This window comes from Bradyrhizobium sp. McL0616, from assembly GCF_049993385.1.
Taxonomy (GTDB): Bacteria; Pseudomonadota; Alphaproteobacteria; order Rhizobiales; family Xanthobacteraceae; genus Bradyrhizobium.
In genome coordinates this window covers 5,495,806-5,521,812 of sequence record NZ_CP188255.1, presented here as the reverse complement: position 1 = coordinate 5,521,812, position 26,007 = coordinate 5,495,806, and the positions used below count along the sequence as shown (strand labels likewise).

The following is a 26,007-nucleotide window of genomic DNA, read 5'->3' as shown; positions in this document are numbered from 1 at the left end:
TCACTCCCCCTGAATCCACGCCGCAACTCCGCGCCACAGCGTGTCGCGGTGTTCGGGGCGGAAGAAGCCGAAATGGCCGATCGCCTTGGCGTCGACGTCGGACGGTTTCACCGTCAGCACCTCCGGCTTGATCGCGGTGAAGCCGCTGGTCAGCAGCTCGACCGCGGGCCGTGTCGCCCAGGGATCGTCGGAGAAGCACAGCGCGCGCAGCTCGCCCTTGAACTTGGCGAAATTCTCCAGCGCCGGCAGCTTTGAATCGAAGAGATAACGCGGGCTCGAGACCTATTCGGCCCATTGCAGGAACGCCCTTGGGCAAATCTTCGCCGATGCCGGCCCAGCCCGGCGCGTAGCCGAGCGTGTGGACCAGCGGCACGCCGACAAAATTCATGAAGGCGTAGACGCGTTTGGTGCCGCGCGGCAGGAACAGGGTGCCGGTCAGCGCATACCCGTCGGTGGCCGGGAAGCTGATCTCGTCGATGAAAACGTCGTCGCTTGCGGCGTCCATAAACGGCCGTTGTCCTTGCCCGGTCTCTGCTGGTTCCCCAGCAAATGCGAATTCAGCTTTCCCCGCAAGGGTTTGCAGTGCGAAATGGATTTACAACTGGCGGTCGGGGGCGAGCCTGTGTATAACGCGGCCCTCGCAACCCACAGATCAGGTTGCACTTTTTGCTTCACGGAGAGATTGCGATGTCCGAGCGGTGGACGCCCGAGTCCTGGCGCAGCAAGCCGGTGCTCCAGGTGCCCGATTATCCCGACGCCAAGGCTTTGGCCGACGTCGAGGCGCAGCTTGCGACCTTTCCGCCGCTGGTGTTCGCGGGCGAGGCACGCAATTTGAAGAAGGCGCTGGCGCGTGTGGCCGCCGGCGAGGCTTTCCTGCTCCAGGGCGGCGATTGTGCCGAGAGCTTTGCCGAGCACGGCGCCAACAACATCCGCGACTTCTTCCGCGTCCTGCTCCAGATGGCGGTGGTGCTGACCTATGCCGGCGCGTTGCCGGTGGTGAAGGTCGGCCGCATCGCTGGCCAGTTTGCAAAACCGCGGTCATCGCCGACCGAGAAGATCGACGGCGTCGAGCTGCCGAGCTATCGCGGCGACATCGTCAACGACATCGCCTTCACCAAGGAAGCGCGCGTGCCCGATCCGCAGCGCCAGCTGATGGCTTATCGCCAGTCGGCTGCGACGCTGAACCTGTTGCGTGCGTTCGCCACCGGTGGTTTCGCCAATCTCGGCAGCGTGCATCAGTGGATGCTCGGCTTCCTCAAGGACTCGCCGCAGTCCCGCCGCTACAAGGAGCTGGCCGATCGTATCTCGGACGCGCTGAATTTCATGCGCGCCTGCGGCCTCGATCTCGAAAGCCACCCCGAGCTGCGCGCCACCGATTTCTACACCAGCCATGAGGCGCTGCTGCTCGGCTACGAGCAGGCCATGACCCGCGTCGATTCCACGACCGGCGACTGGTACGCGACGTCGGGCCACATGATCTGGATCGGCGATCGCACCCGCCAGCTCGATCACGGCCATGTCGAATATTTCCGCGGCATCAAGAACCCGATCGGCCTGAAGTGCGGCCCGTCGCTCAAGCCCGACGAGCTGTTGAAGCTGATCGACGTGCTCAACCCCGACAACGAGCCGGGCCGACTGACGCTGATCAATCGCTTCGGCTCCGACAAGGTCGCCGACCATTTGCCGAACCTGATCCGCGCGGTGAAGCGCGAGGGCAAAGTGGTGGTCTGGTCGTGCGATCCGATGCATGGCAACACCATCACCTCGACCTCGGGCTACAAGACGCGGCCGTTCGATCGCGTGCTGTCGGAGGTGAAGTCGTTCTTCACCATTCACGCCGCGGAAGGCACCCACGCCGGCGGCGTGCATCTGGAGATGACCGGTCAGGACGTTACCGAGTGTATCGGCGGCGCCCGCGCGATCACGGATGAGGACCTCAACGATCGCTACCACACGGTCTGCGATCCCCGCCTCAATGCCGAGCAATCCATCGACATGGCCTTCCTGGTGGCGGAGCTGCTGAAGCAGGAGCGCGCCGGCAAGGTCAGGCCGATGCCGGCCGTAGCGGGGCTCTAAGACCTTGCTGCGGATCTGGAAGGCCACGATCAACTCCCGCAACGGCCTGGCCTTTGCGTTCCGTTCGGAGCAAGCCGTCCGCGAGGAGATTTTTGCGCTCCTGCTGTCGCTGCCGCTCGCCTGGTTCGTCGGCTCGACCGCAACGCGCGCGGTCGAGCTGGTTTGCGCGGTCGCGTTCGTGCTGGTGGTCGAGCTGCTCAACACCGCGATCGAGAAGCTTGCCGATCGCCTGACCATGGATCACGACAAGCAGATCGGGCGGGTCAAGGACATGGGCTCGGCCGCCGTCGGCGTCGCACTGCTGATGGCCGGGGCATTCTGGATTCTTGCCATCGTCGAGCGGTTGGGTTTCGTCTAGCCACAGGATAAGGCGGCCATGACCGAACGTCTCGACGCATTTGCGGTCACGCTCGCCCAGCTCAATCCGACGATGGGTGACATCGAGGGCAATGCCGCGAAGGCGCGGGCCGCGCGCATGCAAGCCGCCGCCGACGGCGCCGATCTCGTGCTGTTTCCGGAATTGTTCATCGCCGGCTACCCGCCGGAAGACCTCGTGCAGAAGCCTTCGTTCCAGGCTGCCTGCCGCGCCGCGATCGAAAGCCTCGCGCGCGAGACCGCCGATGGCGGCCCGGCAATGCTGGTCGGCACGCCCTGGGTCGAGGACGGCAAGCTCTACAATGCCTGCGCGCTGCTCGACGGCGGCCGCATCGCCGCGTTGCGTTTCAAATGCAATCTGCCGAACTACGGCGTGTTCGACGAGAAGCGACTGTTTTCGCGCGGGCCCGCGTCAGGCCCGGTGACCGTGCGCGGCGTGCGCATCGGCGTGCCGATCTGCGAGGACATCTGGCTGGAGGAGTCCGAGGACTACGAGAACGTCGTCGAGACGCTGGCCGAGACCGGCGCCGAGATCATTCTGGTGCCAAACGGCTCGCCCTATGCCCGCGACAAGAGCGATGTGCGCCTGTCAGTCGCAGTGGCGCGCGTCACCGAGAGCGGGCTGCCGCTGGTCTATCTCAACCAGGTCTGCGGCCAGGACGAGCTGGTGTTCGATGGCGCATCGTTTGCGCTCAACGGCGATCTCTCGCTCGCGGCACAATTGCCGGCGTTCGAGGAAAACATCACCACGCTGCGCTTTGTCAGGACTGGTGACGACTGGCGCTGCACGGGCCCGATCGCGCAGCAGCCCGAGGGCGACCATGCCGACTACGCGGCCTGCGTGCTCGGCCTGCGCGACTACGTCACCAAGAACGGTTTCCCCGGCGTACTGCTCGGCATCTCCGGCGGCATCGATTCCGCCCTGTGCGCGGCGATCGCGGTCGACGCGCTCGGCGCCGATCAGGTACACGGCGTGATGCTGCCTTTTCGCTACACCGCGCCAAGCTCGATTGCGGACGCCGGCGAACTCGCGGGCCATCTCGGCATCCGCTATGAGGTGCTGCCGATCGCGGAGGCCGTGAACGGGTTCGAGACCATCCTCGATGGCATCTTCAAGAATCTGCCGGCGGATGTCACCGAGGAGAATCTCCAGGCCCGCACTCGCGGCACGCTGTTGATGGCGATCTCCAACAAGACCGGGCTGATGGTGGTGACCACCGGCAACAAGTCGGAAATGTCGATCGGCTACGCCACGCTCTATGGCGACATGAATGGCGGCTTCAATCCGATCAAGGATATCTACAAGACGCAGGTGTTCCGCTTGGCGGCGCTGCGCAATGCGTGGAAGCCAGATGGCGCGCTTGGACCTGCGGGCGAGGTGATCCCGCCCGACATCATCACGCGTCCGCCGACGGCGGAGCTGCGCGAGAACCAGACCGATCAGGACTCGCTGCCGCCCTATGAGGTACTCGACGCCATTTTGGAACGGCTGGTCGAGCGCGAGGAGCCGCTCGACCGGATCATCGCTGCCGGGTTCGACCGCGAGACGGTGACCCGCATCGACCATCTTCTCAACGTCGCTGAATACAAGCGCCGCCAGGCCGCGCCGGGCGTGAAGGTGACGGCCAGGAATTTTGGCCGCGATCGCCGCTATCCCATCACCAACCGCTTTCGCGATCGGGGCGAGCAGCTAGCCGCCCCGGACGAGACGCTGGTCTCGCGCGGCAGCCGCGCCTCGATCGACGCGTTCGAGGGTTAAGCTACTTCTGCTGCTGCGGCAGGAAGCTCGGCCCGACCGAACGGATCGGCTTGTTCTCGGTCGACGTCGTTGTATCCGTGTCCGCAGGCGGCGTGGCGGCTGGCGCGGTGGCCGTCGTCGGAGCAGGAGCAGCGCCCTTCTTGGCAGTGGTCGCAGGCGCGCCCTTGGTGAGCTGCCGCTGCTGCATCTTCTTGGCGCTTTCCTCGGTGACGATGATGTCACCCTGCTGCTCGACCGCGGCCTTGTCGTCGGCCGATTTCAGCGCGTCGGCCCAGCTCTGGCCCGCGGCCTTGCACGAGCAGGACGGGTTGAACTCGCTGCGGAATTTGAAGGCGGTCGGCAGCGCCGTGTAGGGCTGGCCGCTGATCGAGACCGCGGAGCTCATGTCCTCGCCGGGATTGCGATGGGCGTAGAGCACGGCTTCCGCCGCCGGGCACAGCGCCTTGCAGGTCTTCTCGTCATCGGGGAAGCGTGCCGGCACGGTCGCAAACGAGATCGGGAAATACGCGCCGTCGCAGGTGCGCACGCACACGGTGCGGAAAGTGCCGGATTGCGGGCCGCCGAGATCGGCGGGCGGCGCGCCCGGCGGATTGTTGGCGCTGTTGCCGCCGAACAGATTGCTCAGGAAGTTGCCGCCCTGCGACTGCGCGGCGTTGGCGTATTGCGGGCCGCAATTGTTCTGTGCCAGCGCAATCAGCACCGAGCGGCGCTGGCTGTCGCGTTCCGGGCTACCGCCGCCGGGACCGCCGCCGCGCAGGCGTTCGAGGTTACCGATGATCTGGTCCAGATTGGCGCGCATCTGTTGGATCTGGGTGTTGACCGGACCGCACTGCGCCGACTGGCCGTTGAACAGCGAGAAAAAGCCGGAGGAATCGCAGCCCATGCGCTTGGCCTGCATGGTGACGCGGTCGAGCTCTGCCTGCTGGCGGGTCTGGGAATCCTGGTAGCGGCGGATCTGCTCGTCACGCGCGGGGTCGCCGCTCGCCCCACCGCTGAGCGCGGCGAGTTGTCCTTCCAGTCGGGCGCACATCGGGTTCGGCCCGAGCCCGCCTTGCGCGGGCGGAGCCGGCGGCGGTCCGGGCGGGCCGGCCTGTGCGAGGGCATCGCTGGCGAGGACGACCGTGCCTAGAAGCACGGCGCAGGCTAAGAGGGATCGGGGACGGGACAGAAACAAAAATTCAGGCATATCCGCCATTCTAGCGAGGTCACGGCCCAGGGTGAGTTGGGGGCCGAAGCGCGCCCTCCAATAGCCGCTTCCTGCGGCATCGTCACGTCGTTTCAGGGGCCGAAGATGGGTCCTAAGGCCCGCCAGTTCCGAGCGAATTCAGCGCTGGCAGGTGATTGCGACATATTCGTCGCAATGGCCATGGGAGCAGTTTGCGCCGGATTTGGGGACAGAGCCGGTAATTTCGTCGGGATCGACCCGGCGGTAGGCCGAGGCCTGCGCAAAGTCCCGTGACTGACAGTAGCTGCGCGCAACCTGCGCGCCGCATTTTTCGCCCTTGGCCAGGCACTGGTCGACACCGTAGCCGTCCGCCTGGTTGGCGATGATGAAGACGCGGGTCTCGGCCGACGCGCTGGCTGCCGCGACGATGAGGGCACAGGAGACGAGCGCGAACAGGGATCGCATGGGGAGCACCGGGGGGGCTTTAGGGAACCGCCAGCTTCCGAATAGACTCAAAAGGTTAAGGATGATGAACCATCAAGGCAGGGCGGCTGCGCTTTGCGGAGACAAAACGGCATTTTCGCGGCTCCCTTGACGCGGGGGCGCCTCATAGCCCATATGTGCCGGATGTACGGTCTCCTCGCCATTTGTGGCATTTGCCGCGAGATTACGAGCTAGCGATTCGCTGGCTGGAGCCGTCTTTTCTCAAAACCATTGAGAGCACTGGACGCCCGGCCAACAGCCGATGGGTATCCATATGGAATTGCGCCTTTACGATACGCTGAGCCGGGACAAGCGCGCCTTCGTGCCGCTCGATGCGAACAATGTCCGCATGTATGTCTGCGGACCGACCGTCTATGACTTCGCCCATATCGGCAACGCGCGGCCGGTGATCGTGTTCGACGTGCTGTTTCGGCTGCTGCGCCATCTCTATGGCGAGGCGCACGTCAAATATGTCCGCAACATCACCGACGTCGACGACAAGATCAACGACCGAGCCGCGCGGGACTTTCCCGGCCTGCCGCTGAACGAGGCGATCCGCAAGGTCACCGAGCAGACGGGGAAGCAGTTTCATGCCGACGTCGATGCGCTTGGCGCGCTCCGGCCGAGCGTCGAGCCGCGTGCGACCGAGCATATCGGCGAGATGCGCGAGATCATCGAAAGGCTGGTCGCCGGCGGCTTTGCCTATGTCGCCGAGGACCACGTGTTGTTCTCGCCGCAGGCGATGAATGCGGCCAATTCCACGCTGCCGCGCTATGGCACGCTGTCGAAGCGTTCACTCGACGAGATGATCGCCGGTGCCCGCGTCGATGTCGCGCCCTACAAGCGCGACGCGACCGATTTCGTGCTGTGGAAGCCGTCCAAGCCGGGCGAACCTTCATGGCCGTCGCCGGCCGGCATCGGCGCAGAGGGGCGTCCTGGCTGGCACGTCGAGTGCTCGGCCATGGCCTGGAAGCATCTCGGTGAATATTTCGACATCCATGGTGGCGGCATCGATCTCGTGTTCCCGCATCACGAGAACGAGGTGGCGCAGACCTGCTGCGCCTTTCACCGGGAGCGCATGGCGAACTACTGGATGCACAACGGCTTCCTCCAGGTCGAGAGCGAGAAGATGTCGAAGTCGCTCGGCAACTTCGTGACCATCCACGAATTGCTCGCGGACTGGCCGGGCGAGGTGCTGCGCCTCAATATGCTGAAGACGCACTATCGCTCGCCGATCGACTGGACCATGAAGTCGCTGGAAGAGAGCGCGAAAACGCTCGACGACTGGTATCGCTTTGCGGCGGACGTCGCGCCCGGCCAAGCGGCCGCGTCCGTGGTCGAGCCGCTGTTCGACGACCTCAACACGTCGCTGGCGATCGCGGCGCTGCATGGCCTGCGCAACAATTCCGACGCCGCTGGTCTTGCCGCGTCGCTGCGACTGCTCGGCTTCCTGTCCGAGAGCGCCGCGCAATGGCAAGGCCGCAAGCAGCAGGCGAGCGGCATCGATGCGAGCGAGATCGACCGCCTGATCGCGGAGCGTGCGGCTGCGCGCGCGCGAAAAGACTTCAAGGAATCCGATCGCATCCGTGACGAGCTCGCGGCCAAGGGCGTCGTGATCAAGGACGGCAAGGGTTCCGACGGCAAGCCGGTGACGACATGGGAGCTCGCGTGATGGCACAAGCGCTTCCAAAACCCGGCTTGCGGCCCTTCCTGCCGGCCGACGTTCCGATGCTTGCCGCGATCTTCACCGCGGCGATCGAGGAGCTGACCGGCGACGATTACAATGAGGCGCAGCAGCAAGCCTGGATGGCGGCGGCCGAGGACGAAGAGTTCGGCAAGCGGCTGGCGACAGATTTGACTCTGATCGCGACGCTGGACGGCTCGCCCGTGGGCTTTGCGTCGCTGCGCGGAAAGGATCACATCCGCATGCTCTACGTGCATCCAGCGGTAGCCGGACAGGGCCTGGCGACGATGCTCGTCGACGCGCTGGAAAAGCTCGCCGGCGGCCGTAGTGCGGACAAGCTGACTGTCGACGCTAGCGATAACGCGCAAGGGTTTTTCGCCAAGCGCGGCTATGTCGCCATGCAGCGCAACAGCATCACCGTCAACGACGAGTGGCTCGCCAACACCACCATGCAGAAGACGCTCGGAGCCAATCCCGCGTCGGGAGCACTGCAATGAGCAAGGAGCGCCTTTACCTCTTCGACACCACGCTGCGCGACGGCGCGCAGACCAATGGCGTCGATTTCACGCTGGCCGACAAGCAGATCATCGCCGCGATGCTGGATGAGCTCGGCATCGACTATGTCGAGGGCGGCTATCCCGGCGCCAATCCGACTGACACCGAATTTTTCGGCACCAAGCCGAAGCTCACCCATGCGCGCTTCACCGCCTTCGGCATGACGCGGCGGGCCGGGCGCTCGGTGTCCAATGATCCCGGCGTCGCAGGTCTCCTCGAAGCGAAGGCCGACGCGATCTGCTTCGTGGCAAAATCCTCCGCCTATCAGGTGCGCGTCGCGCTGGAGACGACGAAAGAGGAAAACCTGGCCTCGATCCGCGACAGCGTTGCGGCCGCGAAGGCCGCCGGCCGTGAGGTGATGCTCGATTGCGAGCATTTCTTCGACGGCTACAAGGAGGATTCCAGCTTCGCGCTCGCCTGCGCCAAGGCCGCCTATGAGGCCGGCGCGCGCTGGGTCGTGTTGTGCGACACCAATGGCGGCACCATGCCGAACGAGGTCGAGGCGATCGTCGCCGAGGTGACAAAACACATCCCCGGCGATCACATTGGCATCCACGCCCATAACGACACCGAGCAGGCGGTAGCAAATTCGCTGGCCGCGGTGCGCGCCGGCGCGCGCCAGATCCAGGGCACGCTGAACGGACTCGGCGAGCGCTGCGGCAATGCCAATCTCTGCTCGCTGATCCCGACCTTGAAGCTGAAGCAGGAGTTTGCCGACGCCTTCGAGATCAGCGTCACGCCGGAGAAGCTCGCGACCCTGGTCAAGGTCTCGCGCACGCTCGACGACATGCTTAATCGCGTGCCGAACCGACATGCGGCCTATGTCGGCGAGAGCGCCTTCGTCACCAAGACCGGCATTCATGCTTCCGCCGTGATGAAGGACCCGCAGACCTATGAGCACGTGCTGCCGGAATTGGTCGGCAATCACCGCAAGGTGCTGGTGTCGGACCAGGCCGGCCGCTCCAACGTCATCGCCGAGCTCGACCGTGCCGGCATCGCTTACGAGAAGAGCGATCCGAAGCTGACGCGGCTGGTCGAGGAATTGAAGGAGCGCGAGGCGGCTGGATACGCCTATGAATCCGCCAACGCCTCGTTCGATCTGCTGGCGCGCCGCACGCTCGGCAAGGTGCCACAATATTTCGAGGTCGAGCAGTTCGACGTCAATGTCGAGCAGCGCTACAATTCGCACGGCGAGCGTGTCACCGTGGCGCTGGCCGTGGTCAAGGTCGACGTCGCCGGCGAGCACCTGATCTCGGCGGCCGAAGGCAACGGCCCGGTCAACGCGCTCGACGTTGCGCTCCGCAAGGACCTCGGCAAGTATCAGAAGTATATCGAGGGCCTGAAGCTGATCGACTACCGCGTCCGCATCCTCAACGGCGGCACCGGCGCGGTCACGCGCGTGCTGATCGAGAGCGAGGACGAGAACGGCGACAGGTGGACCACGGTCGGCGTGTCCCCGAACATCATCGACGCCTCGTTCCAGGCGCTGATGGATTCGGTGATCTACAAGCTCGTGAAGTCGGGCGCGCCGGCGTAGGGGACCGCGGGGCCAAAAACAGCGTCATTGCGAGGAGAGAGGGGAGCGCGACCAATGATCGACCACATCTCTGTCGGCGTCAGCGATCTCGAACGCTCTGCAAAATTCTACGAGGCAATACTCGCCGCCCTCGGCCTCACACGCGTGGTGACCCGGACTCGCACAATCGGCTTCGGCAAGACCTATCCCGAATTCTGGATCAATCTGCGCGAGGCCATGCCGCGTGTGCCGCCGGAGAGCGGCGTGCACATCTGCCTGCGGGCGAAAGCGACGAGCGAGGTTGATGCGTTTCACGCGGCCGCACTTGCGGCCGGCGGTGCATCCGACGGCGCCCCGGGCATCCGCCCGCATGATCGCGTGCGCTATTACGCGGCCTTCATCGTCGACCCCGATGGCAACCGCATCGAGGCGGTGACGTTTCCGACGGGCTGATCTTTAGAGCTTGCGCGCGACTTCCGGGGCGAGCTGCGTTTCCGCCTCGGCGATCTGCGCCGCCGCTGACTTCAGCTTCGGCAAAATATCTTCGACGCGATCGGCCTTGAGGATATCGACCGAAAGGCCGGCGCGGATGAACTCGGTCTGGCGCATATGCGACAGCAGCGAGAACAGCGGCTCCCAGAAATTGTCGATATTGGCGAGCAGCACCGGCTTGGCGTGACGGCCGAGCTGCTTCCAGGTCAGTTGCTCGACCAGCTCCTCCAGCGTGCCGACGCCGCCCGGCAGCGCCACGAAGGCGTCGGAGCGCTCGAACATCAGCCGCTTGCGCTCGTGCATGTCGGGGGTGACGATCATTTCCTGCACGCGGGTCAGCGCATTCTCGCGCTTACGGAGGAATTCGGGAATGATGCCGGTGACGGTGCCGCCGTGATCGAGCACGGAGGTCGCGACCGAGCCCATCAGGCCAAGCGAGCCGCCGCCATAGACCAGGCGGATGTTGTTCTCGGCGAGCGCCTTGCCGAACGCCTTGGCGCCTTCGGTGAAGTGGGGATTGGTTCCGGGACCGGAGCCGCAATAGACACAGACGGTTTTGATCGTGCTCATTGGTGCCATGATGCATTGCAGCGAAGGGGCGTCAAGCCCAATCGGTGATTCGGACCACCCGCAAATCTACCGGTAAATGGCGGCAAACAATCGAAGATTCGCCATCTGGCGGGGTGCGTTGGCCGCCGGAAGCTTCTATATGACGAGCGAAAACAGTTAATCGCAACGCGCTCGCATTCGGCGGGCCTCCAGGTTCCTTGATGAGCCCACCTCATTCGCCAGACGTCCCCGACGTGCCCGAGCCTGCCGGCGGACCGCTGGAGCGGGCCACCCTGATGGGCACGCTGGCGCATCTGTGGCCTTATATCTGGCCTGGCGACCGCTCCGACCTGAAGATGCGCGTGGTCTGGTCGATGGTGCTGCTGCTCGCCGCCAAGCTGATCACGCTGACGGTTCCGTTCAGCTTCAAATGGGCGACGGACGCGCTGACCGGGGCCAACACTGCGCCGGTGCAGGCCGATAATTGGCATCTCTGGGTGATCGCATCGCCGCTGCTCTTGACGGCGAGCTACGGCGTGATGCGCATCGTGATGGCGGTGCTGACGCAATGGCGCGACGGTATCTTTGCGCGCGTCGCCATGCATGCGGTGCGCAAGCTCGCCACCATCACCTTCATCCACATGCACGAGCTCTCGCTGCGCTTTCATCTCGAGCGCAAGACCGGCGGCCTGACGCGCGTGCTCGAGCGCGGCCGCGAGGGTATCGAGGTCATCGTGCGCATGGTGATCCTCCAGCTGATCCCGACCATCGTCGAGGTCTCGCTGCTGATGGCCGTGCTGCTCTGGCAGTTCGACTGGCGCTACGTGGCCGCAACCCTGATCACCGTCGCGGTCTACATGTACTACACCTACATCGCGACCGAGTGGCGGATCGGCATCCGCCGCAAGATGAACGATTCCGACACCGAGGCGAACACCAAGGCGATCGATTCGCTGCTCAACTACGAGACGGTCAAATATTTCAGCGCCGAGGCGCGCGAGGCGCAGCGCTATGACCGATCGGTCGCGCGCTACGAGGAGGCGAGCGTCCACACCTACACCTCGCTTGCCGTGCTCAACACCGGACAAGCCGTGATCTTCACGCTCGGCCTGACCGCGACCATGCTGATGTGTGCGATCGGCGTGCGCAACGGACACAACACGGTCGGCGATTTCGTGTTGGTTAACGCCATGATGATCCAGCTTTATCAACCCCTGAACTTCATGGGCATGGTCTATCGCGAGATCAAGCAGGCGATCATCGACATCGAGAAGATGTTCAACGTCATCGGCCGCGAGGCCGAGATCAAGGACGTACCCGATGCGAAGCCGTTGGTCGTCTCGGCGGGCAATGTGCGTTTCGAGGACGTGCGCTTTGCCTATGAGCCGGCCCGGCCGATCCTGAAGGGCATCAGCTTCGAAGTGCCGGCCGGCAAGACGGTCGCGATCGTCGGCCCGTCCGGCGCCGGCAAATCGACCATCTCGCGACTCCTATTCCGCCTCTACGACATCTCCGGCGGCAAGATCCTGATCGACGGCCAGGACATCCGCGAGGTGACGCAGGCCTCGCTGCGTGCCTCCATCGGCATGGTGCCGCAGGACACGGTGCTGTTCAACGACACCATCCGCTACAACATCCGCTATGGACGCTGGGACGCCGATGATGCCGAGGTCGAGGAGGCTGCGCAGCTTGCGCAGATCGACAATTTCATCCGCATGGCGCCGAAGGGTTATGAGACCCAGGTCGGCGAGCGCGGACTGAAACTCTCGGGCGGCGAGAAGCAGCGCGTCGCGATTGCGCGCACCGTGTTGAAGGCGCCGCCGATCCTGGTGCTGGACGAGGCGACCTCGGCGCTCGACACCCACACCGAGCACGAAATCCAGGGCGCGCTCGACCGCGTGGCCAAGAACCGCACCTCGCTCGTGATCGCGCACCGGCTCTCGACCATCGTCGGCGCCGACGAGATCATCGTGCTGGACCAGGGCCGCATCGCCGAGCGCGGCACGCATGCTCAGCTCCTCGTGCAGGGCGGGCTCTATGCCAGCATGTGGAACAGGCAGCGCGAGGCCGAGGCCGCACGCGAAAAACTGGCCCAGATGGCCGATGGCAACGAAGCGCCCAACCGGGAGCCGCCGCCGGTCGAGGACGTCCTGACGGCGCAGGCGGCCGCGGAGTGAGCTTGTCTCCGGTGCCAACTCTGGCCTAAACAACCCCACCGCGCGAGACGACCCGCGCCATCACCCCTTTTGCGGCAGATAGCGATGTCCATTCTCGATTCGATCCAGCGTCAGATCCCGCCGATCCACAAGGAGGGCTATCCCTTCATCGGTGGTTTCGCGCTGGCAAGCCTCGTCCTGTTCTGGCTGTGGTCGCCGCTCGGGTGGATCGGCACCATTCTCACAGTGTGGTGCGCGCTGTTCTTCCGCGACCCCGTGCGCGTGACGCCGGTGCGCGACGGGCTTGTGGTGTCGCCGGCCGACGGCCGGGTCTCGATGATCACCATGGCGCTGCCACCGGCCGAGCTCGGCCTCGGCGACCGGCCGCTGCCGCGCGTCTCGGTGTTCATGAGCGTGTTCAACTGCCACGTGAACCGCAGCCCGGTGGCGGGCAGGGTCGACCGCATCGCCTACCGGCCCGGCCTCTTCATCAATGCCGAGCTCGACAAGGCGAGCGAGGACAATGAGCGCAATTCGCTGGTCATCTCGACGCCGCAGGGGCGCATCGGCGTGATCCAGATCGCAGGCCTCGTGGCCAAGCGCATCGTCTGCTTCGTCAAGGAAGGGCAGGCGCTCGGCGCCGGCGAGCGGTTTGGCCTGATCCGCTTCGGCTCGCGGCTCGACGTCTATCTGCCGGTCGGCACCAAGGCGCTGGTCTCGGAAGGCCAGACCGCGATCGCCGGCGAGACCATCCTGGCCGACCTGACCGGAGACGACCCGGCCCGCGCTTACCGCGCCAATTAACCATTGGGCTGATGTCAGGGGCCTCCTACCGCGATGGCGGAGGGGAAAGCGGCTTGCTATATCTCGCCTTAAGGTGAGGACGAGCCAATGACGCCCTATGACTTCAAAGATCCCGACATTCGCCGCCGGCGGTTCCGCCCGATCCCGGTGCGGATGCTGGTGCCCAACGTCATCACGCTGCTGGCGATCTGCGCCGGCCTGACCTCGATCCGGCTGTCGATCGAGGGGCGAATGTCGCTCGCCGTCTACGCCATCGTGTTCGCCGCCGCGCTCGACGGCATCGACGGCCGCGTCGCGCGCCTGATCAAGGGCCAGTCCAAGTTCGGCGCCGAACTCGACAGCCTCGCTGACTTCGTCAATTTCGGCGTCGCGCCCGGCCTGATGCTGTATTTCTGGCAGCTGCACGAGCTCGGCAATGCTGGTTGGATCGCTGCGATGGTGTTTGCGATCTCCGGGGGCTTAAGGCTCGCGCGCTTCAACGCGACCATGGACGATCCGAACAAACCGGCTTTCGCCGCCAATTTCTTCACCGGCGTACCGGCGCCCGCCGGCGCGATCACCGTATTGCTGCCGATCTATGCCGCGTTCCTCGATCTCGGGCGCTGGCCTGCGGCAGTGACGGCTGCCTATACGCTGCTGATCGCTTTCCTGATGGTATCCCGGCTGCCGGTGTTCTCCGGCAAGACCAAGCGCATGCGGGTGCCTCCGGAGTTGGTGTTGCCGGCGTTCGTCGCGGTGATCTTCTTCATCGCGCTGGTAATCGCCTATCCCTGGCACGTGCTCTCGATCGGTACCGTGCTGTATCTGCTCTGCCTGCCGCTCGGCTACAAATCCTATCGCGATCAGGCGCGCGCCATGGAAGCCACTGCACCTGCGGGGGGCGAGGTCTCGTCGCCGCCTTCGGCGCCGACACTGGCGAACCTCTCGGAGCCGCCGCCGCACGACGATCGGCGGCTGCACTGAGCGGTGGTCTGCGGATATCTGCCATGAGGGCTTCCTGAGTTGGGTTGAGGCCCGATCTCGGCTATATCGCCCTGTGCCGGCGGCATCGCGCAAACAGCGGCCGCCAATCTGGGAGAGAACGCCGTGACTGATACCGCGACCGGGCTGCTGCCCGCTTCCGTCCTCGAGGCGCTGGGCCGCTATGACACCCCGACGATCTGCAACGCCATGGAGATCGTGGCGCCCGAGCGCCGGCTGATCGGCTACACCACCAAGCAGCTTGTCTGCCCGTTCCCCGATCTGCCACCGATCGTCGGCTATGCCCGCACCGTCGCGATCCGCTCGGTGCTGAAATCATCGCTTCCGGCCGAAGAGCAGTCCAAGCGCCGCATCGAATATTACGAATATGTCGGCACCGGCCATGGCCCGCGTATTTCGGTGATCCAGGACATCGACGGTCCTGACGTCGGCTACGGCGCGTTCTGGGGAGAGGTGCAGAGCAACGTGCACAAGGCGCTCGGCTGCCTCGGCGTCATCACCGACGGCTCGATCCGTGACATCCCGCAATGGGCCCGGGGCTTCCAGGCGCTCGCAGGCTCGATCGGGCCGTCACATGCGTGGGTGCATGCCGAGAGCTTTGGCGGCGAAGTGCGCGTCGCCGGCATGACCGTGAGATCGGACGATCTGATCCACGCCGACCAGCACGGCGCCATCATCATTCCGCTCGACATCGCCGCAAAGCTGCCCGAGGCCGCCGAGCTCTGCGGCCGCCGCGAGACGCCAATCCTCGAGATCGCCCGCAGCCCCGACTTCTCGCTGGAGAAGCTGAAGGCCGCGCTGAGGCGCTCGGCGGAGATCCATTGAACGGAGAGCAGCCATGGATATGCGCGGCAAGACGGTGCTGATTACGGGCTCGACCGACGGTGTCGGGCGCTATGTCGCAAGCCGCCTTGCCGCGGAAGGCGCGCATGTTTTGATACACGGTCGCGACGCCGCGCGCGCCAAAACGCTGATCGACGACATCGTGAAGGCCGGCTACGCCGCGCCGACCTTTTACCAAGCCGATCTGTCGTCGATGGCAGGCACGCGCGAACTCGCAACGGCGGTAATCCGAGATCATCGCCACCTCGACGTCTTCGTCAGCAATGCCGGCATCGGCTCGCAGAACGACGGGCCGCAACGGCAGGAGAGCCGCGACGGTCACGAGCTGCGTTTTGCCGTGAACTACCTCTCGGGCTTCCTGCTCGCTTATCTGCTGCTGCCGTTGCTGAAGGTCGCAGCGCCGTCGCGCATCGTCAATGTCGCTTCCCTCGGGCAGCATCCGATCGATTTCGACGACGTCATGATCACGAAGGGCTACAGCGGCTCGCGTGCCTATGCCCAGAGCAAGCTCGCGCAGATCATGTTCACGGTCGATCTTGCCGCAGAACTGAAGGACGCCGGCATCACCGTGAACTCGCTGCATCCGGCGACTTATATGAATACGACGATGGTGCGTGCCGGCGGCATCACGCCGATGTCGACCGTCGAGCAGGGTGGTGCTGCGATCCTGCATCTGGTCGAAGGCGACGACGTCGCGCGCCGAAGCGGCCTGTTCTTCAACGGCATGAACGAGGCGCGCGCCAATCCGCAGACCTATGATGCCGACGCGCGCAAACGCCTGCGCTTGCTCAGCCTGGAGCTGACCGGCCTTTCGTCCTAGCCAGCACGATTATGGTTAGCGAAGTGTTGAGAATCCTGTCGCCGGACGGCAAGTCGGGCGTCGATGCTGCGCGCCAGCGGCGGCGCGCCGCACAGGCTCAACTTAACCTTTACGCGTCTTTAATCGCGGCTCACTAGGGTTTCCGATGCGGTTCGGGGTTGGGCCGCGCCATCGGCCAGGACGGCCGTTGTGCGTTCGCGTTGGAGTCTCCCATGGATATCATGACGGGCGCTGGCCTCGTGGTGGGCATGATCGTCATCGCGACGATGGTGTTTCTGGGCGGCGATCTGCACATGTTCATCAGCGAGCATGCGGCGATCATCATCTTCGGCGGCTCGGCCGCAGCGACCATGATCCGCTTTCCGCTCTCAGTGCTGATGCATGGCCTGCCGCTCGGAATGAAATTCGCCTTCACGATGAGCCGGCTGTCGGCGCACGACCTGGTCGACGAACTGGCCCGCATCGCCGAGATCGCCCGCAAGCAGGGCCCGGTCGGCCTGGAAAAGGTCGAGACCGACGAGCCGTTCCTCGCCAAGGGCATCCGCTACGTCGCCGACGGCTACGACCTCGATTTCATTCGGGACAATCTGGAACGCGACCGCGACAATTTCCTGATGCATCTGAACGAAGGCAGCAAGATCTACCGCGCCGTCGGTGACTGCGCGCCTGCGTTCGGCATGATCGGAACCCTGATCGGCATGGTGCAGATGTTTTCGAACATGTCGGATCCCTCTAAGCTCGGCCCGTTCATGGCGACCGCCCTGCTGGCAACTCTCTACGGTGCGCTGGTCGCGAACCTGCTCTGCCTGCCGATCGCCGACAAGCTGCATGGCAAGCTGCTCGACGAGGAAACCAACCGCACGCTGATCATCGACGGCATCCTGATGATCCGCGACTCCAAGAGCCCGACTTTGGTGCGCGAAATGCTCCTGGCCTATCTGCCCGAGAAGCACCGCCACGCCGAAGGCGAGCCGGTTCCGGCGTAACGCCGGACGCCGGGATCTAACCGATGGCAAAGAAGAAAAAAGAAGAAGCACACGGCGGCCATGGCTGGTTCGTGACGTTTGCCGATCTGATGGCCTTGCTGCTGGCGTTTTTCGTGATGCTGGTCGCGTTCTCCACCCAGGACGCCAACAAGCTGAAGATCGTCGCAGGCTCCATGCGCGAGGCCTTCGGTGTCCAGAGCGAAGCGCGCTACGCCGGCATCATCGAATCCGACGGCCTGCCGACCCGCGCTCGGCTGAAGAACGTCGATCACATCCAGCCCGAGGAGTCCCCCAACACGCCGACGCCGGACCAGGAGGATCGCGACAAGACGTCCGGCGCCAAGATCAAGGTCGACCGCAATTTTGCGCTCGCCGCCGCCTCGTTGCGGCAAGCGCTACAGGACATGCCAGAGCTAACCGAGATGTCCAAGCACATCATGTTCGAGGAGACCAAACAGGGTCTCAACCTCGAGATCGTTGACCAGGACGGTCGCTCGATGTTTGCCGACGGCTCCAAGGTGCCCTACGACCGCACCCGACGGCTGATTGAGAAGCTTGCGATCCCGCTCAAGGCGACCCCCTTGCGCGTCTCCATCGCCGGCCACACCGCGGCGGGCTTCGTGCCGACCCGCAGCGACTACGGCGCCTTCGACCTGTCGGCCGACCGCGCCAACGCCGTGCGCCAGATCCTCGAGCGCGAGGGTCTGCCGTCGGCGCACGTCTTCGCCGTCTCCGGCAAGGCCGACACCCAGCCGCTGTTCCCGGACGATCCTTCGCTCGCCGCCAACCGCCGCGTGACCATCACCCTGATGCGTGAAGATCCGCCGCTGCCGCCGAACTTGAAGCCATAAGTCCCTTGCGTTACCATTTTACCTGAGGCCTATCGTCGCGAAGGCGACGAACGTGGCCGCGCTGTCACAGCATCTGCCGTAGCACCTGCTATGGTGAGGGGCCGATTGACAGGCGCACCGGAAGCGTCAAAAGGCGCCGGATCAATTCCAGGGACGAAGCGTTTCCCACCCTCATGACGGCGAGCATCACATCGACCGAGACCCGGGAAGGGCCGGTCACCTCCGGTTTTTGGTCCCTGACGCTGGGGAGCATCGGCGTCGTTTTCGGCGACATCGGTACCTCGCCGCTGTACGCATTCCACGAAGCGGTCAGGGGCGCGGCGCATGGCGAGCTGGTCACGCGGCTCATGGTGCTCGGCGTGCTCTCGCTGATCCTGTGGGCGCTCCTGATCGTCGTCACCGCCAAATACGTCCTGCTGCTGCTGCGTGCCGACAATAACGGGGAGGGCGGCACGCTCTCGCTGATGGCGCTCGGCCAGCGCGCGCTCGGGCGACGAAGCTGGTTCCTGCTGGCGCTCGGCGTGGTCGGCGCCTCCATGTTCATCGGCGATTCCATGATCACGCCGGCGATCTCGGTGCTGTCGGCAGTCGACGGCCTCAAGCTCGCGACGCCTGCGTTCGAGCACTATGTCGTGCCGCTCACGGTCTTCATCCTGGCGCTGCTGTTCGCGGTCCAGAGCAAGGGAACGGCGCTTGTGGCCTCCGCCTTCGGGCCGGTGATGGTGGTCTGGTTCACAGTCCTGGCGGTGCTGGGTGTCGTTCATATAGCCGATGATCCGTCGGTGCTGGCCGCGATCAATCCCTATTACGCACTGCGATTCCTGCTGTCGCACGGCACGATTGGCCTGGTAACGCTCGGCGCCGTATTCCTCGCCGTGACCGGCGGCGAGGCGCTCTATGCCGATCTCGGTCATTTCGGACGTAAGCCGATCCAGTCGGCCTGGATGTTCTTCGTGTTGCCTTCGCTCCTGATCAACTATTTCGGGCAAGGCGCGCTGGTGCTGTCCGATCCCAGCGCGATCGAGCACTCCTTCTATCGCATGGTGCCCGAGCATATGGTGCTGCCGCTGGTCGGGCTTGCGACGGCAGCGACCGTGATCGCGAGCCAGGCGGTGATCACCGGTGCCTATTCGCTGGTCCATCAGGCGGTGCAGCTTGGCCTGCTGCCGCGCTTTGAGGTGCGCTACACCTCCGAAACCCACGCCGGCCAGATCTATCTGCCGCGCGTGAACCGACTGCTCCTGATTGGCGTGATGCTGCTGGTGCTGTTGTTTCACTCGCCCAGCAATCTGGCTTCGGCCTACGGCATCGCGGTCTCCACCACCATGGTCGCCGACGGCATCATGGGCTTTGTCGTGATCTGGAAATTGTGGAACTGGCGCGCCGCGACGGCGGCGGCCGTGATCATGCCCTTCGTCATGGTCGACATGACCTTCTTCAGCGCGAACCTGCTCAAGCTGCTCGAAGGCGCCTGGGTGCCGCTGCTGTTCGGCGCGGCCATGGCGGCGACGATCTGGACGTGGCGGCGCGGCTCGGCCATCCTGATTCAGAAGACGCGCCGCATCGAGGTGCCGCTGGACGATCTGATCCGCAGTCTGGAGAAGCGGCCGCCGCACATCGTGAAGGGCACGGCGGTGTTCCTGACCAGCGATCCCGCTTTCGTGCCGACCGCGCTGTTGCACAATCTCAAGCACAACAAGGTGCTGCATGAGCACAACGTGGTCCTGACCATCGAGACCGCACACACGCCGCGGGTCGACCTGTCGGAGCGCTTCCGCATCGAGAAGATCAGCGACAAGTTCTCAAAGGTCCGCCTGCGCTTCGGCTTCATGGAGCAGCCGAACGTCCCCAAGGCGCTGGCGATCGCCCGCAAGCAGGGCTGGCAGTTCGACATCATGTCGACGTCGTTCTTCGTGTCGCGGCGGTCGCTGAAGGCCTCGGCGCAGTCGGGCATGCCGCTCTGGCAGGACCATCTGTTCATCGCGCTCAGCCGGTCCGCCAACGATGCCACCGACTATTTCCAGATTCCGACGGGACGGGTGGTTGAAGTGGGGACTCAAGTCACTATTTGAACGCGATTGGCGGACCCATGCAAATCTGCATGCCGAGGGCCCAGAATCGGGCTAGGCTATGCCACCAGCGCAGGACTATAAGCCGCGCGCTCCTCCGCCGTTGTGCAGTGAAGCATTTTTAGAGGCCACTAGGCTCTCCCATGACAAGTGACGTAGCAGTTCCCGTCCCGGAAACGGTGGCGGCCAATGGGCATGGCGACGCCCACACCACCGCCGGTTTCGGCGCGCTGACGCTTGGCAGCATCGGCGTCGTCTATGGCGATATCGGCACCAGCCCGCTCTACGCGTTCCGCGAGGCGGTGATGGCGGCATCCGGCGCGGAAGGCGCGCCGACGCCGGCCGCCGTCCTCGGTGTGGTGTCCCTGATCCTGTGGGCCCTGATCGTCGTGGTGACGCTCAAATACGTCGTGATCCTCTTGCGCGCCGACAACAATGGCGAGGGCGGCACGCTCGCCTTGATGGCGCTGGCCCAGCGCGCGGTCGGCACCGGCGGGTCGACCATCGTCCTGCTCGGCATCATCTCTGGCGCCCTGTTCTACGGCGATGCGGTGATTACGCCGGCGGTCTCGGTGCTGTCGGCCCTCGAAGGCATGAAGGACATCACGCTGCGGTTCGAGCCCTACATCGTTCCCTTGACCGTGCTGATCCTGGTCTTCCTGTTCGCCGTGCAATCGCGCGGCACCGCCCGCGTCGCGGCGTTCTTCGGACCGGTCATGGTGGTCTGGTTCGCTGTGATCGCGGTGGCGGCGATCCATCCGATCATCGCGCAGCCGCAGGTGCTGTTCGCGCTGAACCCGTTCTACGCCGTGTCCTTCATGCTCCATCACGGCATCATCGGCTTCGTGACGCTGGGCGCCGTGTTCCTCGCGGTCACTGGCGCCGAGGCGCTCTATGCCGACCTCGGCCATTTCGGCAAGCGGCCGATCCAGACCGCCTGGCTGTTCATCGTGCTGCCGTCGCTGGCGCTGAACTATCTCGGGCAGGGCGCTCTGGTCCTCGGCGATCCCGCCGCGATCGAGAGCCCGTTCTTCCAGCTGTTTCCGCAAGGCTGGGTACGCGGCGGCATGGTCGTCCTTGCCACCGCCGCCACCGTCATTGCCAGCCAGGCCGTCATCACCGGCGCCTATTCGCTGACACGGCAGGCGATCCAGCTCGGGCTGCTGCCGCGCTTTGAAATTCGCCATACCTCTGAAGCCCATTCCGGCCAGATCTTCATCCCGCGCATCAACCAGCTGCTGCTGGTCGCCGTGATCATGATGGTGCTGCTGTTCCGCTCCTCCAGCGCGCTGGCCTCGGCCTATGGTATCTCCGTCACCGGGACCATGGTGGTCACCGGCATGATGGGCTTCATCGTGATCTGGAAGGCCTGGAAATGGTCGCCGCTCGCCGCCGCCGCCCTGATCGCGCCGTTCCTGTTTCTCGACCTGACCTTCCTGGCCGCCAACCTGCTCAAGGTGTTCGAGGGTGGCTGGGTGCCGCTCGCGCTCGGCTCTTTCATGATCCTTCTGATGTACACATGGCGGCGCGGCAGCCGGCTGCTGTTCGAGAAGTCGCGCAAGCTCGAATTCCCGCTCGCCGATCTCGTCGCGATGTTGGAGAAGCGGCCGCCGCAGCGGGTGCCCGGCACCGCAGTGTTCCTGACCAGCGATCCCTTAAGCGCGCCGACTGCGCTGATGCATAGTCTGAAACACTACAAAGTGCTTCACGAGAAGAATGTCATTCTCACCATCGAGACCGCGCAGACCCCGCGCATCGATCCGGCCGAGCGCGTGAAGCTGGATCAGATCAGCCCGACCTTCTCCAAGGTGACGCTGAAGTTCGGCTTCATGGAATCGCCTAATGTGCCGAAGGCGCTGGCGATCGCCCGCAAGCTCGGCTGGCAATTCGACATCATGTCGACCTCGTTCTTCCTGTCGCGCAGGGCGCTGAAGCCCGCCGCCCATTCCGGCATGCCGCGCTGGCAGGATCGGCTGTTTATCTCGCTCAGCCGTTCCGCGAACGATGCCACCGACTATTTCCAGATCCCCTCTGGCCGCGTGGTCGAGGTCGGCACGCAGGTGACGATCTGATCCTTCATCTGAAGGTCGCACTTCAAGTCCCTGCGATTTAGCTTTAACTTGCGCCGCGTACCTCAAGCCTTTGTAGCGCTTGATTTTCGTCGGCCGAGAGGCGAGGTTGCCCGCCGGCTGGGATCGCCCCGGCCGAGGGCTGCGACGTTGGAGGATGATGTGGCGAACCAGGTACAGGATCTGACCCCGGACGAGGTCTCCAAGGGTGTCTCGGAAGGGCGCTATCTTCTTGTCGATGTCCGCGAGCCGAACGAGGTCGAGGCCGAGGCCTATCCTTACGGTGTGGTCGTGCCGCTCTCGACCTTCGACCCGAAGGCGATCCCGGATCCCGCCGGCAAAGAGGTCGTGTTCGCCTGCCGCTCGGGCAAGCGTTCGGTGACGGCCTCGCTCGCGGCGCAGGCGGCGGGCTTGCCTTACGACAAGCATCTGGCAGGCGGCATGCTCGGCTGGAAGGCGGCGGGACTTCCCAGCAAGGTCGGTGGCTGATCGGGCCCAATGTCTAACAGGATGTCCAAAAGCTCTTTCCTCAACAAGGTCTTCGCCGACCTTCCCGTCACCATCTTCGAGGCGATGTCGCAGGCCGCGCGCGACAACAACGCCATCAATCTCGGCCAGGGCTTTCCCGACGACCCGGGTCCTGAGGACATCCGCCGCGCTGCGGCCGATGCCTCGCTGAACGGCTACAACCAGTACCCGTCGATGATGGGCATCCCGGAGCTGCGCCAGGCCATCGCGACTCACTACGGCCACTGGCACGGCCTCAAGCTCGATCCGATGAGCGAGGTGATGGTCACCTCCGGCGGCACCGAGGCCTTGACCTCGGCGATCCTCGCGGTGGTGCAGCCGGGCGACGAGGTGGTCTGCTTCCAGCCGGTCTATGATTCCTATCTGCCGATCATCCGTCAGGCCGGCGGCATTCCGCGCCTCGTGCGGCTCGAGCCGCCCCACTGGCGGCTGAATGAGGACATGCTGAAAAGCGTCTTCAATTCAAAGACCAAGGCGGTGCTCTTCAACAATCCCCTGAATCCCTCCGCGGTGGTCTATCCGCGCGAGGACCTCGAGCTGCTTGCGCGCTACTGTCAGGAGTTCGATGTCATCGCGATCACCGACGAGGTCTGGGAGCACGTCACCTTCGACGAGCACAAGCACATCCCGCTGATCACCATCCCCGGCATGCGCGAGCGCACCATCAAGGTCGGCTCGGCCGGCAAGATCTTCTCGCTGACGGGCTGGAAGATCGGCTTCGTCTGCGCCGCGCCGCCGCTGCTGCGCGTCGCCGCCAAGGTGCATCAGTTCCTGACGTTCACGACTGCGCCGAACCTCCAGGCCGCCGTGGCCTATGGCCTCGGCAAGCCGGACGAGTATTTCCTGTCGATGCGCAAGGATCTGACGCGGAGCAGGGACCGCCTGACCAGGGGACTCGAAAGCCTCGGCTTCCCCGTGCTGAAGTCGCAGGGCACCTACTTCCTCACCGTCGACCTGTCGCCGCTCGGGCTGAACGAAAGCGACGCCGAGTTCTGCTGGCGGATCGTGAAGGACTACAAGGTGGCGGCGATCCCGGTCTCGGCGTTCTACGAGCAGGACCCGGTGACCTCGGTGGTCCGCTTCTGCTTCGCCAAGAAGGACCAGACGCTCGACACCGCGCTGGAGCGGCTGTCGGACGCGGTGCGCGGACGCAAGAGGTAGAAGACATGATGAACGTCAGCGGCTCTGGATTTCGCCCTGGTGTGGCGATCGCCATCGCGCTGACGTTGCTCTCGCAAGGAGCGGCGGCCGAGGAGCGCGTCGTCAACTTCTACAACTGGTCCAACTACATGGCCCCGGATGTCCTCGAGGCCTTTACCAAGGAGACCGGCATCAAGGTGGTCTACGACACCTTCGATGCCAACGAGACGCTGGAGACGCGCCTGATGGCCGGCAAGTCCGGCTACGACGTCGTGGTGCCAACCGCCTATTTCCTGCAGCGCCAGATCAAGGCCAACATCTTCCAGAAGCTCGACAAGGCGAAGCTGCCGAACCTCGCCAATGCGTGGAGCGTGGTGACCGATCGCCTCGGCATCTACGACCCCGGCAATGTCTACGCCGCAAACTACATGTGGGGCACGACCGGCATCGGTTACAACGTCGCCAAGCTGAAGCAGATCCTGGGACCGGACGCGAAGATCGACAGCTGGGACATCGTCTTCAAGCCGGAGAATCTGGCCAAGTTCAAAGACTGCGGTGTCCATATGCTCGACTCCGCCGACGACATCTTTCCGGCGGCGCTGAACTATCTCGGGCTCGATCCGAACTCGACCAAGCAGGCTGATCTGGAAAAGGCGGCCGATGTCGTCGCCAAGGTCCGCCCCTCGGTGCGAAAATTTCACTCGTCCGAGTATTTGAGCGCGCTTGCGACCGGCGAGATCTGCTTCGTGGTCGGCTGGTCCGGCGACATCATGCAGGCGCGTGCTCGTGCGGCGGAGGCCAAGGGTGGCATCGAGATCGGCTACACGATCCCGAAGGAGGGCGCACAGATGTTCTTCGACAATCTCGCGATGCCCGCCGATGCCAAGAACGTCAGGGAAGCCTACGAGCTGATCAACTATCTCTATCGCCCCGACGTTGCCGCCAAGAACTCGGGCTTCCTGTCCTATGCCAACGGCAACCTCGCCAGCCAGAAGCTGGTCGATCCGAAGATTTTGAACGACAAGAACATCTATCCGGACGACGTTATGCTCTCGAAGCTGTTCGTCATTACGGCGCGCGATCCGGCGACGCAGCGGGTGATCAATAGGCTGTGGACCAAGGTGAAGACGGGGCGCTGAGGGCTGCACGCTCCGCGCAATGACGGCGTAACTACCGCCACCGCCGGTGCAACCAGAGCCACTGCTCCGGATACTCGCGCACCCAGCCTTCCACGACGTTAGTGACCGCCTGCGTCGTGCCCTGGATGTCGATCTTGCCGTCGGCATCGCGCACCGGCTTGACCTCCTCGGTCACCTCGGCGCGAAAACGGTTACCGGGCAGGCGGATGATGCGGACGCCGTGGATCGGGCATTCGACCTGGCGCAGCAGGCGGGCCAGCATCGGATTGGCGCGGGTCTTGCGGCCGAAGAAGGTGACCTCGACGCCACCGGTCAGATACTGGTCGATCAGCATGGCGACGTGCTTGCCGTCCTTCAGTGCTTGCGCGAGCCGCAGCGGCGCGTCGCGCCCCGCCGGGATCAGCGTGCCCATGTTGACCTGGCGCATCTCCTGGATGATGCGGTCGGCGGAGGCGATGTTCGGCCGGCGATAGAGGATTGCGGTATCCAGCCCATGCGACACTGCTGCAAGCGCCGGCAACTCCCAATTGGCGAGATGTGAGGCAAAAATCAGTGCCGGCTTGCCGTCGTCGCGAATGTTGTCGAACAGCTCGATCGTGCGCGGTGACAGTTCGATCCGGCTGTTCTCCGGATGCGCGCGGTCATAGTCCCAGACGTGGTCCATATGGGCGAATTCGCCGCCCACGCGGCCGAGATTGTCCCAGACACCCATCAGGATCTGCTCGATCTCTTCGGGCGACTTTTCCGGAAATGCTGCGGTGAGATTGGCGCGGCCGATTCGGTGTTCGCGCAGGCGCGGGCCGATCAGCTTGGTGACGCGCGCGAAGAAGTCCGAAGTTTTGACCGGATCGAAATAACGCGTGGTGCGCAGCATGCCGACGGTGGCCGCGCCAATCAGGCCGCCGCCGATCGACTTGGCGGCCTCCCGCGCGCGGGCCTTGGTGCTCGCAGGAAGCAGCGCCATGCG

23 protein-coding genes and 1 pseudogene are annotated in these 26,007 nt (G+C 64.5%); 19 read left to right on the top strand and 5 right to left on the bottom strand.

Translation table 11 applies throughout. The annotated features are described in order from the left end of the window. Positions 1-505 (bottom strand): annotated as a pseudogene (locus ACPPVR_RS27055) (hypothetical protein). 182 nt (positions 506-687) lie between these two features. Between ACPPVR_RS27055 and ACPPVR_RS27050 the strand changes: the two are divergent. Genes ACPPVR_RS27050 through ACPPVR_RS27040 form a run of 3 tightly spaced genes read left to right on the top strand, consistent with a single transcriptional unit; the run spans position 688 to position 4,210 of the window. Next, entirely contained in the window at positions 688-2,076 is a 1,389-nt protein-coding gene (locus tag ACPPVR_RS27050; RefSeq protein WP_426609611.1) for a class II 3-deoxy-7-phosphoheptulonate synthase, read from the top strand. Between the two features lie 4 nt (positions 2,077-2,080). Next, on the top strand, positions 2,081-2,434 hold the full coding sequence (locus ACPPVR_RS27045; RefSeq protein WP_015686935.1) for a diacylglycerol kinase: 354 nt from the start codon (positions 2,081-2,083) through the stop codon (positions 2,432-2,434). 18 nt (positions 2,435-2,452) lie between these two features. Continuing rightward, entirely contained in the window at positions 2,453-4,210 is a 1,758-nt protein-coding gene (locus ACPPVR_RS27040) for an NAD+ synthase (RefSeq protein ID WP_426609610.1), read from the top strand. Between the two features lies 1 nt (position 4,211). On the opposite strand, the gene ACPPVR_RS27035 is transcribed toward ACPPVR_RS27040, so the two are convergent. Both ACPPVR_RS27035 and ACPPVR_RS27030 read right to left on the bottom strand, forming a co-directional pair. Beyond that, entirely contained in the window at positions 4,212-5,405 is a 1,194-nt protein-coding gene (locus ACPPVR_RS27035) for a DUF2865 domain-containing protein (protein ID WP_426609609.1), read from the bottom strand. Positions 5,406-5,534: 129 nt separating this feature from the next. Then, the gene (locus ACPPVR_RS27030; RefSeq protein ID WP_426609608.1) at positions 5,535-5,840 is read right to left on the bottom strand and encodes a hypothetical protein; all 306 of its coding nucleotides are present in this window, start codon (positions 5,838-5,840) and stop codon (positions 5,535-5,537) included. A 292-nt stretch (positions 5,841-6,132) separates the two neighbouring features. Between ACPPVR_RS27030 and cysS the strand changes: the two genes are divergently transcribed. From cysS to ACPPVR_RS27010, 4 genes are read left to right on the top strand one after another with little or no spacing between them, the layout of a single operon-like run. Then, on the top strand, positions 6,133-7,530 hold the full coding sequence (gene cysS / locus ACPPVR_RS27025) for a cysteine--tRNA ligase (protein WP_426609607.1): 1,398 nt from the start codon (positions 6,133-6,135) through the stop codon (positions 7,528-7,530). Further along, a complete protein-coding gene (locus ACPPVR_RS27020) occupies positions 7,530-8,039 on the top strand; it encodes a GNAT family N-acetyltransferase (RefSeq protein WP_426609606.1) in 510 nt (169 codons plus the stop codon). The genes cysS and ACPPVR_RS27020 overlap by 1 nt, the downstream gene beginning before the upstream one ends. Further along, positions 8,036-9,634 carry a citramalate synthase gene (cimA, locus tag ACPPVR_RS27015; RefSeq protein WP_426609605.1) on the top strand — a complete coding sequence of 533 codons (1,599 nt, stop codon included), beginning with the start codon at positions 8,036-8,038 and terminating at the stop codon, positions 9,632-9,634. The genes ACPPVR_RS27020 and cimA overlap by 4 nt, the downstream gene beginning before the upstream one ends. 54 nt (positions 9,635-9,688) lie before the next feature. Beyond that, complete coding sequence (locus ACPPVR_RS27010) at positions 9,689-10,066, top strand: VOC family protein (protein WP_426609604.1); 378 nt, start codon at positions 9,689-9,691, stop codon at positions 10,064-10,066. 3 nt (positions 10,067-10,069) lie between these two features. On the opposite strand, the gene ACPPVR_RS27005 is transcribed toward ACPPVR_RS27010, so the two are convergent. Then, positions 10,070-10,675 (bottom strand): TIGR00730 family Rossman fold protein, encoded by a 606-nt coding sequence (locus ACPPVR_RS27005; RefSeq protein WP_426609603.1) that lies wholly within the window; start codon positions 10,673-10,675, stop codon positions 10,070-10,072. Between the two features lie 200 nt (positions 10,676-10,875). Here ACPPVR_RS27005 and ACPPVR_RS27000 point away from each other — a divergent pair, with 200 nt between their 5' ends. From ACPPVR_RS27000 to ACPPVR_RS26945, 12 genes are all read left to right on the top strand, one after another. Continuing rightward, positions 10,876-12,831: an ABCB family ABC transporter ATP-binding protein/permease gene (locus ACPPVR_RS27000; RefSeq protein ID WP_426609602.1), complete on the top strand. Its 1,956-nt coding sequence runs from the start codon at positions 10,876-10,878 to the stop codon at positions 12,829-12,831. An 84-nt stretch (positions 12,832-12,915) separates the two neighbouring features. Next, positions 12,916-13,614, top strand: a complete 699-nt coding sequence (locus ACPPVR_RS26995) for a phosphatidylserine decarboxylase (protein WP_426609601.1) — start codon at positions 12,916-12,918, stop codon at positions 13,612-13,614. Positions 13,615-13,701: 87 nt separating this feature from the next. After that, positions 13,702-14,577: a CDP-alcohol phosphatidyltransferase family protein gene (locus tag ACPPVR_RS26990; RefSeq protein ID WP_426609600.1), complete on the top strand. Its 876-nt coding sequence runs from the start codon at positions 13,702-13,704 to the stop codon at positions 14,575-14,577. 123 nt (positions 14,578-14,700) lie between these two features. Continuing rightward, positions 14,701-15,420, top strand: a complete 720-nt coding sequence (locus ACPPVR_RS26985) for an RraA family protein (RefSeq protein ID WP_426609599.1) — start codon at positions 14,701-14,703, stop codon at positions 15,418-15,420. 13 nt (positions 15,421-15,433) lie between these two features. Next, on the top strand, positions 15,434-16,258 hold the full coding sequence (locus tag ACPPVR_RS26980; RefSeq protein ID WP_426609598.1) for an SDR family NAD(P)-dependent oxidoreductase: 825 nt from the start codon (positions 15,434-15,436) through the stop codon (positions 16,256-16,258). A gap of 212 nt (positions 16,259-16,470) precedes the next feature. Then, the gene (locus ACPPVR_RS26975; RefSeq protein WP_426609597.1) at positions 16,471-17,244 is read left to right on the top strand and encodes a motility protein A; all 774 of its coding nucleotides are present in this window, start codon (positions 16,471-16,473) and stop codon (positions 17,242-17,244) included. Positions 17,245-17,267: 23 nt separating this feature from the next. Continuing rightward, on the top strand, positions 17,268-18,095 hold the full coding sequence (locus tag ACPPVR_RS26970; RefSeq protein ID WP_426609596.1) for a flagellar motor protein MotB: 828 nt from the start codon (positions 17,268-17,270) through the stop codon (positions 18,093-18,095). A 173-nt stretch (positions 18,096-18,268) separates the two neighbouring features. Continuing rightward, complete coding sequence (locus tag ACPPVR_RS26965) at positions 18,269-20,167, top strand: potassium transporter Kup (RefSeq protein WP_426609595.1); 1,899 nt, start codon at positions 18,269-18,271, stop codon at positions 20,165-20,167. A gap of 140 nt (positions 20,168-20,307) precedes the next feature. Continuing rightward, on the top strand, positions 20,308-22,236 hold the full coding sequence (locus ACPPVR_RS26960) for a potassium transporter Kup (RefSeq protein WP_426609594.1): 1,929 nt from the start codon (positions 20,308-20,310) through the stop codon (positions 22,234-22,236). A gap of 159 nt (positions 22,237-22,395) precedes the next feature. Continuing rightward, positions 22,396-22,722 (top strand): rhodanese-like domain-containing protein, encoded by a 327-nt coding sequence (locus ACPPVR_RS26955; RefSeq protein WP_426609593.1) that lies wholly within the window; start codon positions 22,396-22,398, stop codon positions 22,720-22,722. A 21-nt stretch (positions 22,723-22,743) separates the two neighbouring features. Further along, entirely contained in the window at positions 22,744-23,922 is a 1,179-nt protein-coding gene (locus ACPPVR_RS26950) for an aminotransferase (protein WP_426609592.1), read from the top strand. 5 nt (positions 23,923-23,927) lie between these two features. Beyond that, positions 23,928-25,040, top strand: a complete 1,113-nt coding sequence (locus tag ACPPVR_RS26945; protein ID WP_426609591.1) for a polyamine ABC transporter substrate-binding protein — start codon at positions 23,928-23,930, stop codon at positions 25,038-25,040. 31 nt (positions 25,041-25,071) lie between these two features. Here the strand turns inward: ACPPVR_RS26945 and ACPPVR_RS26940 are convergent, their stop codons facing one another. Further along, positions 25,072-26,004: a lipid A biosynthesis lauroyl acyltransferase gene (locus ACPPVR_RS26940; RefSeq protein ID WP_426609590.1), complete on the bottom strand. Its 933-nt coding sequence runs from the start codon at positions 26,002-26,004 to the stop codon at positions 25,072-25,074. Positions 26,005-26,007 lie beyond the last annotated feature (3 nt).

Coding starts and splice junctions, on each gene's coding strand:
- ACPPVR_RS27050 (WP_426609611.1), top strand. CDS start 688: ATGTCCGAGCGGTGGACGCCCGAGTCCTGGCGCAGCAAGCCGGTGCTC.
- ACPPVR_RS27040 (WP_426609610.1), top strand. CDS start 2,453: ATGACCGAACGTCTCGACGCATTTGCGGTCACGCTCGCCCAGCTCAAT.
- ACPPVR_RS27035 (WP_426609609.1), bottom strand. CDS start 5,405: ATGGCGGATATGCCTGAATTTTTGTTTCTGTCCCGTCCCCGATCCCTC.
- ACPPVR_RS27030 (WP_426609608.1), bottom strand. CDS start 5,840: ATGCGATCCCTGTTCGCGCTCGTCTCCTGTGCCCTCATCGTCGCGGCA.
- cysS (WP_426609607.1), top strand. CDS start 6,133: ATGGAATTGCGCCTTTACGATACGCTGAGCCGGGACAAGCGCGCCTTC.
- ACPPVR_RS27020 (WP_426609606.1), top strand. CDS start 7,530: ATGGCACAAGCGCTTCCAAAACCCGGCTTGCGGCCCTTCCTGCCGGCC.
- cimA (WP_426609605.1), top strand. CDS start 8,036: ATGAGCAAGGAGCGCCTTTACCTCTTCGACACCACGCTGCGCGACGGC.
- ACPPVR_RS27010 (WP_426609604.1), top strand. CDS start 9,689: ATGATCGACCACATCTCTGTCGGCGTCAGCGATCTCGAACGCTCTGCA.
- ACPPVR_RS27005 (WP_426609603.1), bottom strand. CDS start 10,675: ATGAGCACGATCAAAACCGTCTGTGTCTATTGCGGCTCCGGTCCCGGA.
- ACPPVR_RS27000 (WP_426609602.1), top strand. CDS start 10,876: ATGAGCCCACCTCATTCGCCAGACGTCCCCGACGTGCCCGAGCCTGCC.
- ACPPVR_RS26995 (WP_426609601.1), top strand. CDS start 12,916: ATGTCCATTCTCGATTCGATCCAGCGTCAGATCCCGCCGATCCACAAG.
- ACPPVR_RS26990 (WP_426609600.1), top strand. CDS start 13,702: ATGACGCCCTATGACTTCAAAGATCCCGACATTCGCCGCCGGCGGTTC.
- ACPPVR_RS26980 (WP_426609598.1), top strand. CDS start 15,434: ATGGATATGCGCGGCAAGACGGTGCTGATTACGGGCTCGACCGACGGT.
- ACPPVR_RS26975 (WP_426609597.1), top strand. CDS start 16,471: ATGGATATCATGACGGGCGCTGGCCTCGTGGTGGGCATGATCGTCATC.
- ACPPVR_RS26970 (WP_426609596.1), top strand. CDS start 17,268: ATGGCAAAGAAGAAAAAAGAAGAAGCACACGGCGGCCATGGCTGGTTC.
- ACPPVR_RS26965 (WP_426609595.1), top strand. CDS start 18,269: ATGACGGCGAGCATCACATCGACCGAGACCCGGGAAGGGCCGGTCACC.
- ACPPVR_RS26960 (WP_426609594.1), top strand. CDS start 20,308: ATGACAAGTGACGTAGCAGTTCCCGTCCCGGAAACGGTGGCGGCCAAT.
- ACPPVR_RS26950 (WP_426609592.1), top strand. CDS start 22,744: ATGTCCAAAAGCTCTTTCCTCAACAAGGTCTTCGCCGACCTTCCCGTC.
- ACPPVR_RS26945 (WP_426609591.1), top strand. CDS start 23,928: ATGATGAACGTCAGCGGCTCTGGATTTCGCCCTGGTGTGGCGATCGCC.
- ACPPVR_RS26940 (WP_426609590.1), bottom strand. CDS start 26,004: ATGGCGCTGCTTCCTGCGAGCACCAAGGCCCGCGCGCGGGAGGCCGCC.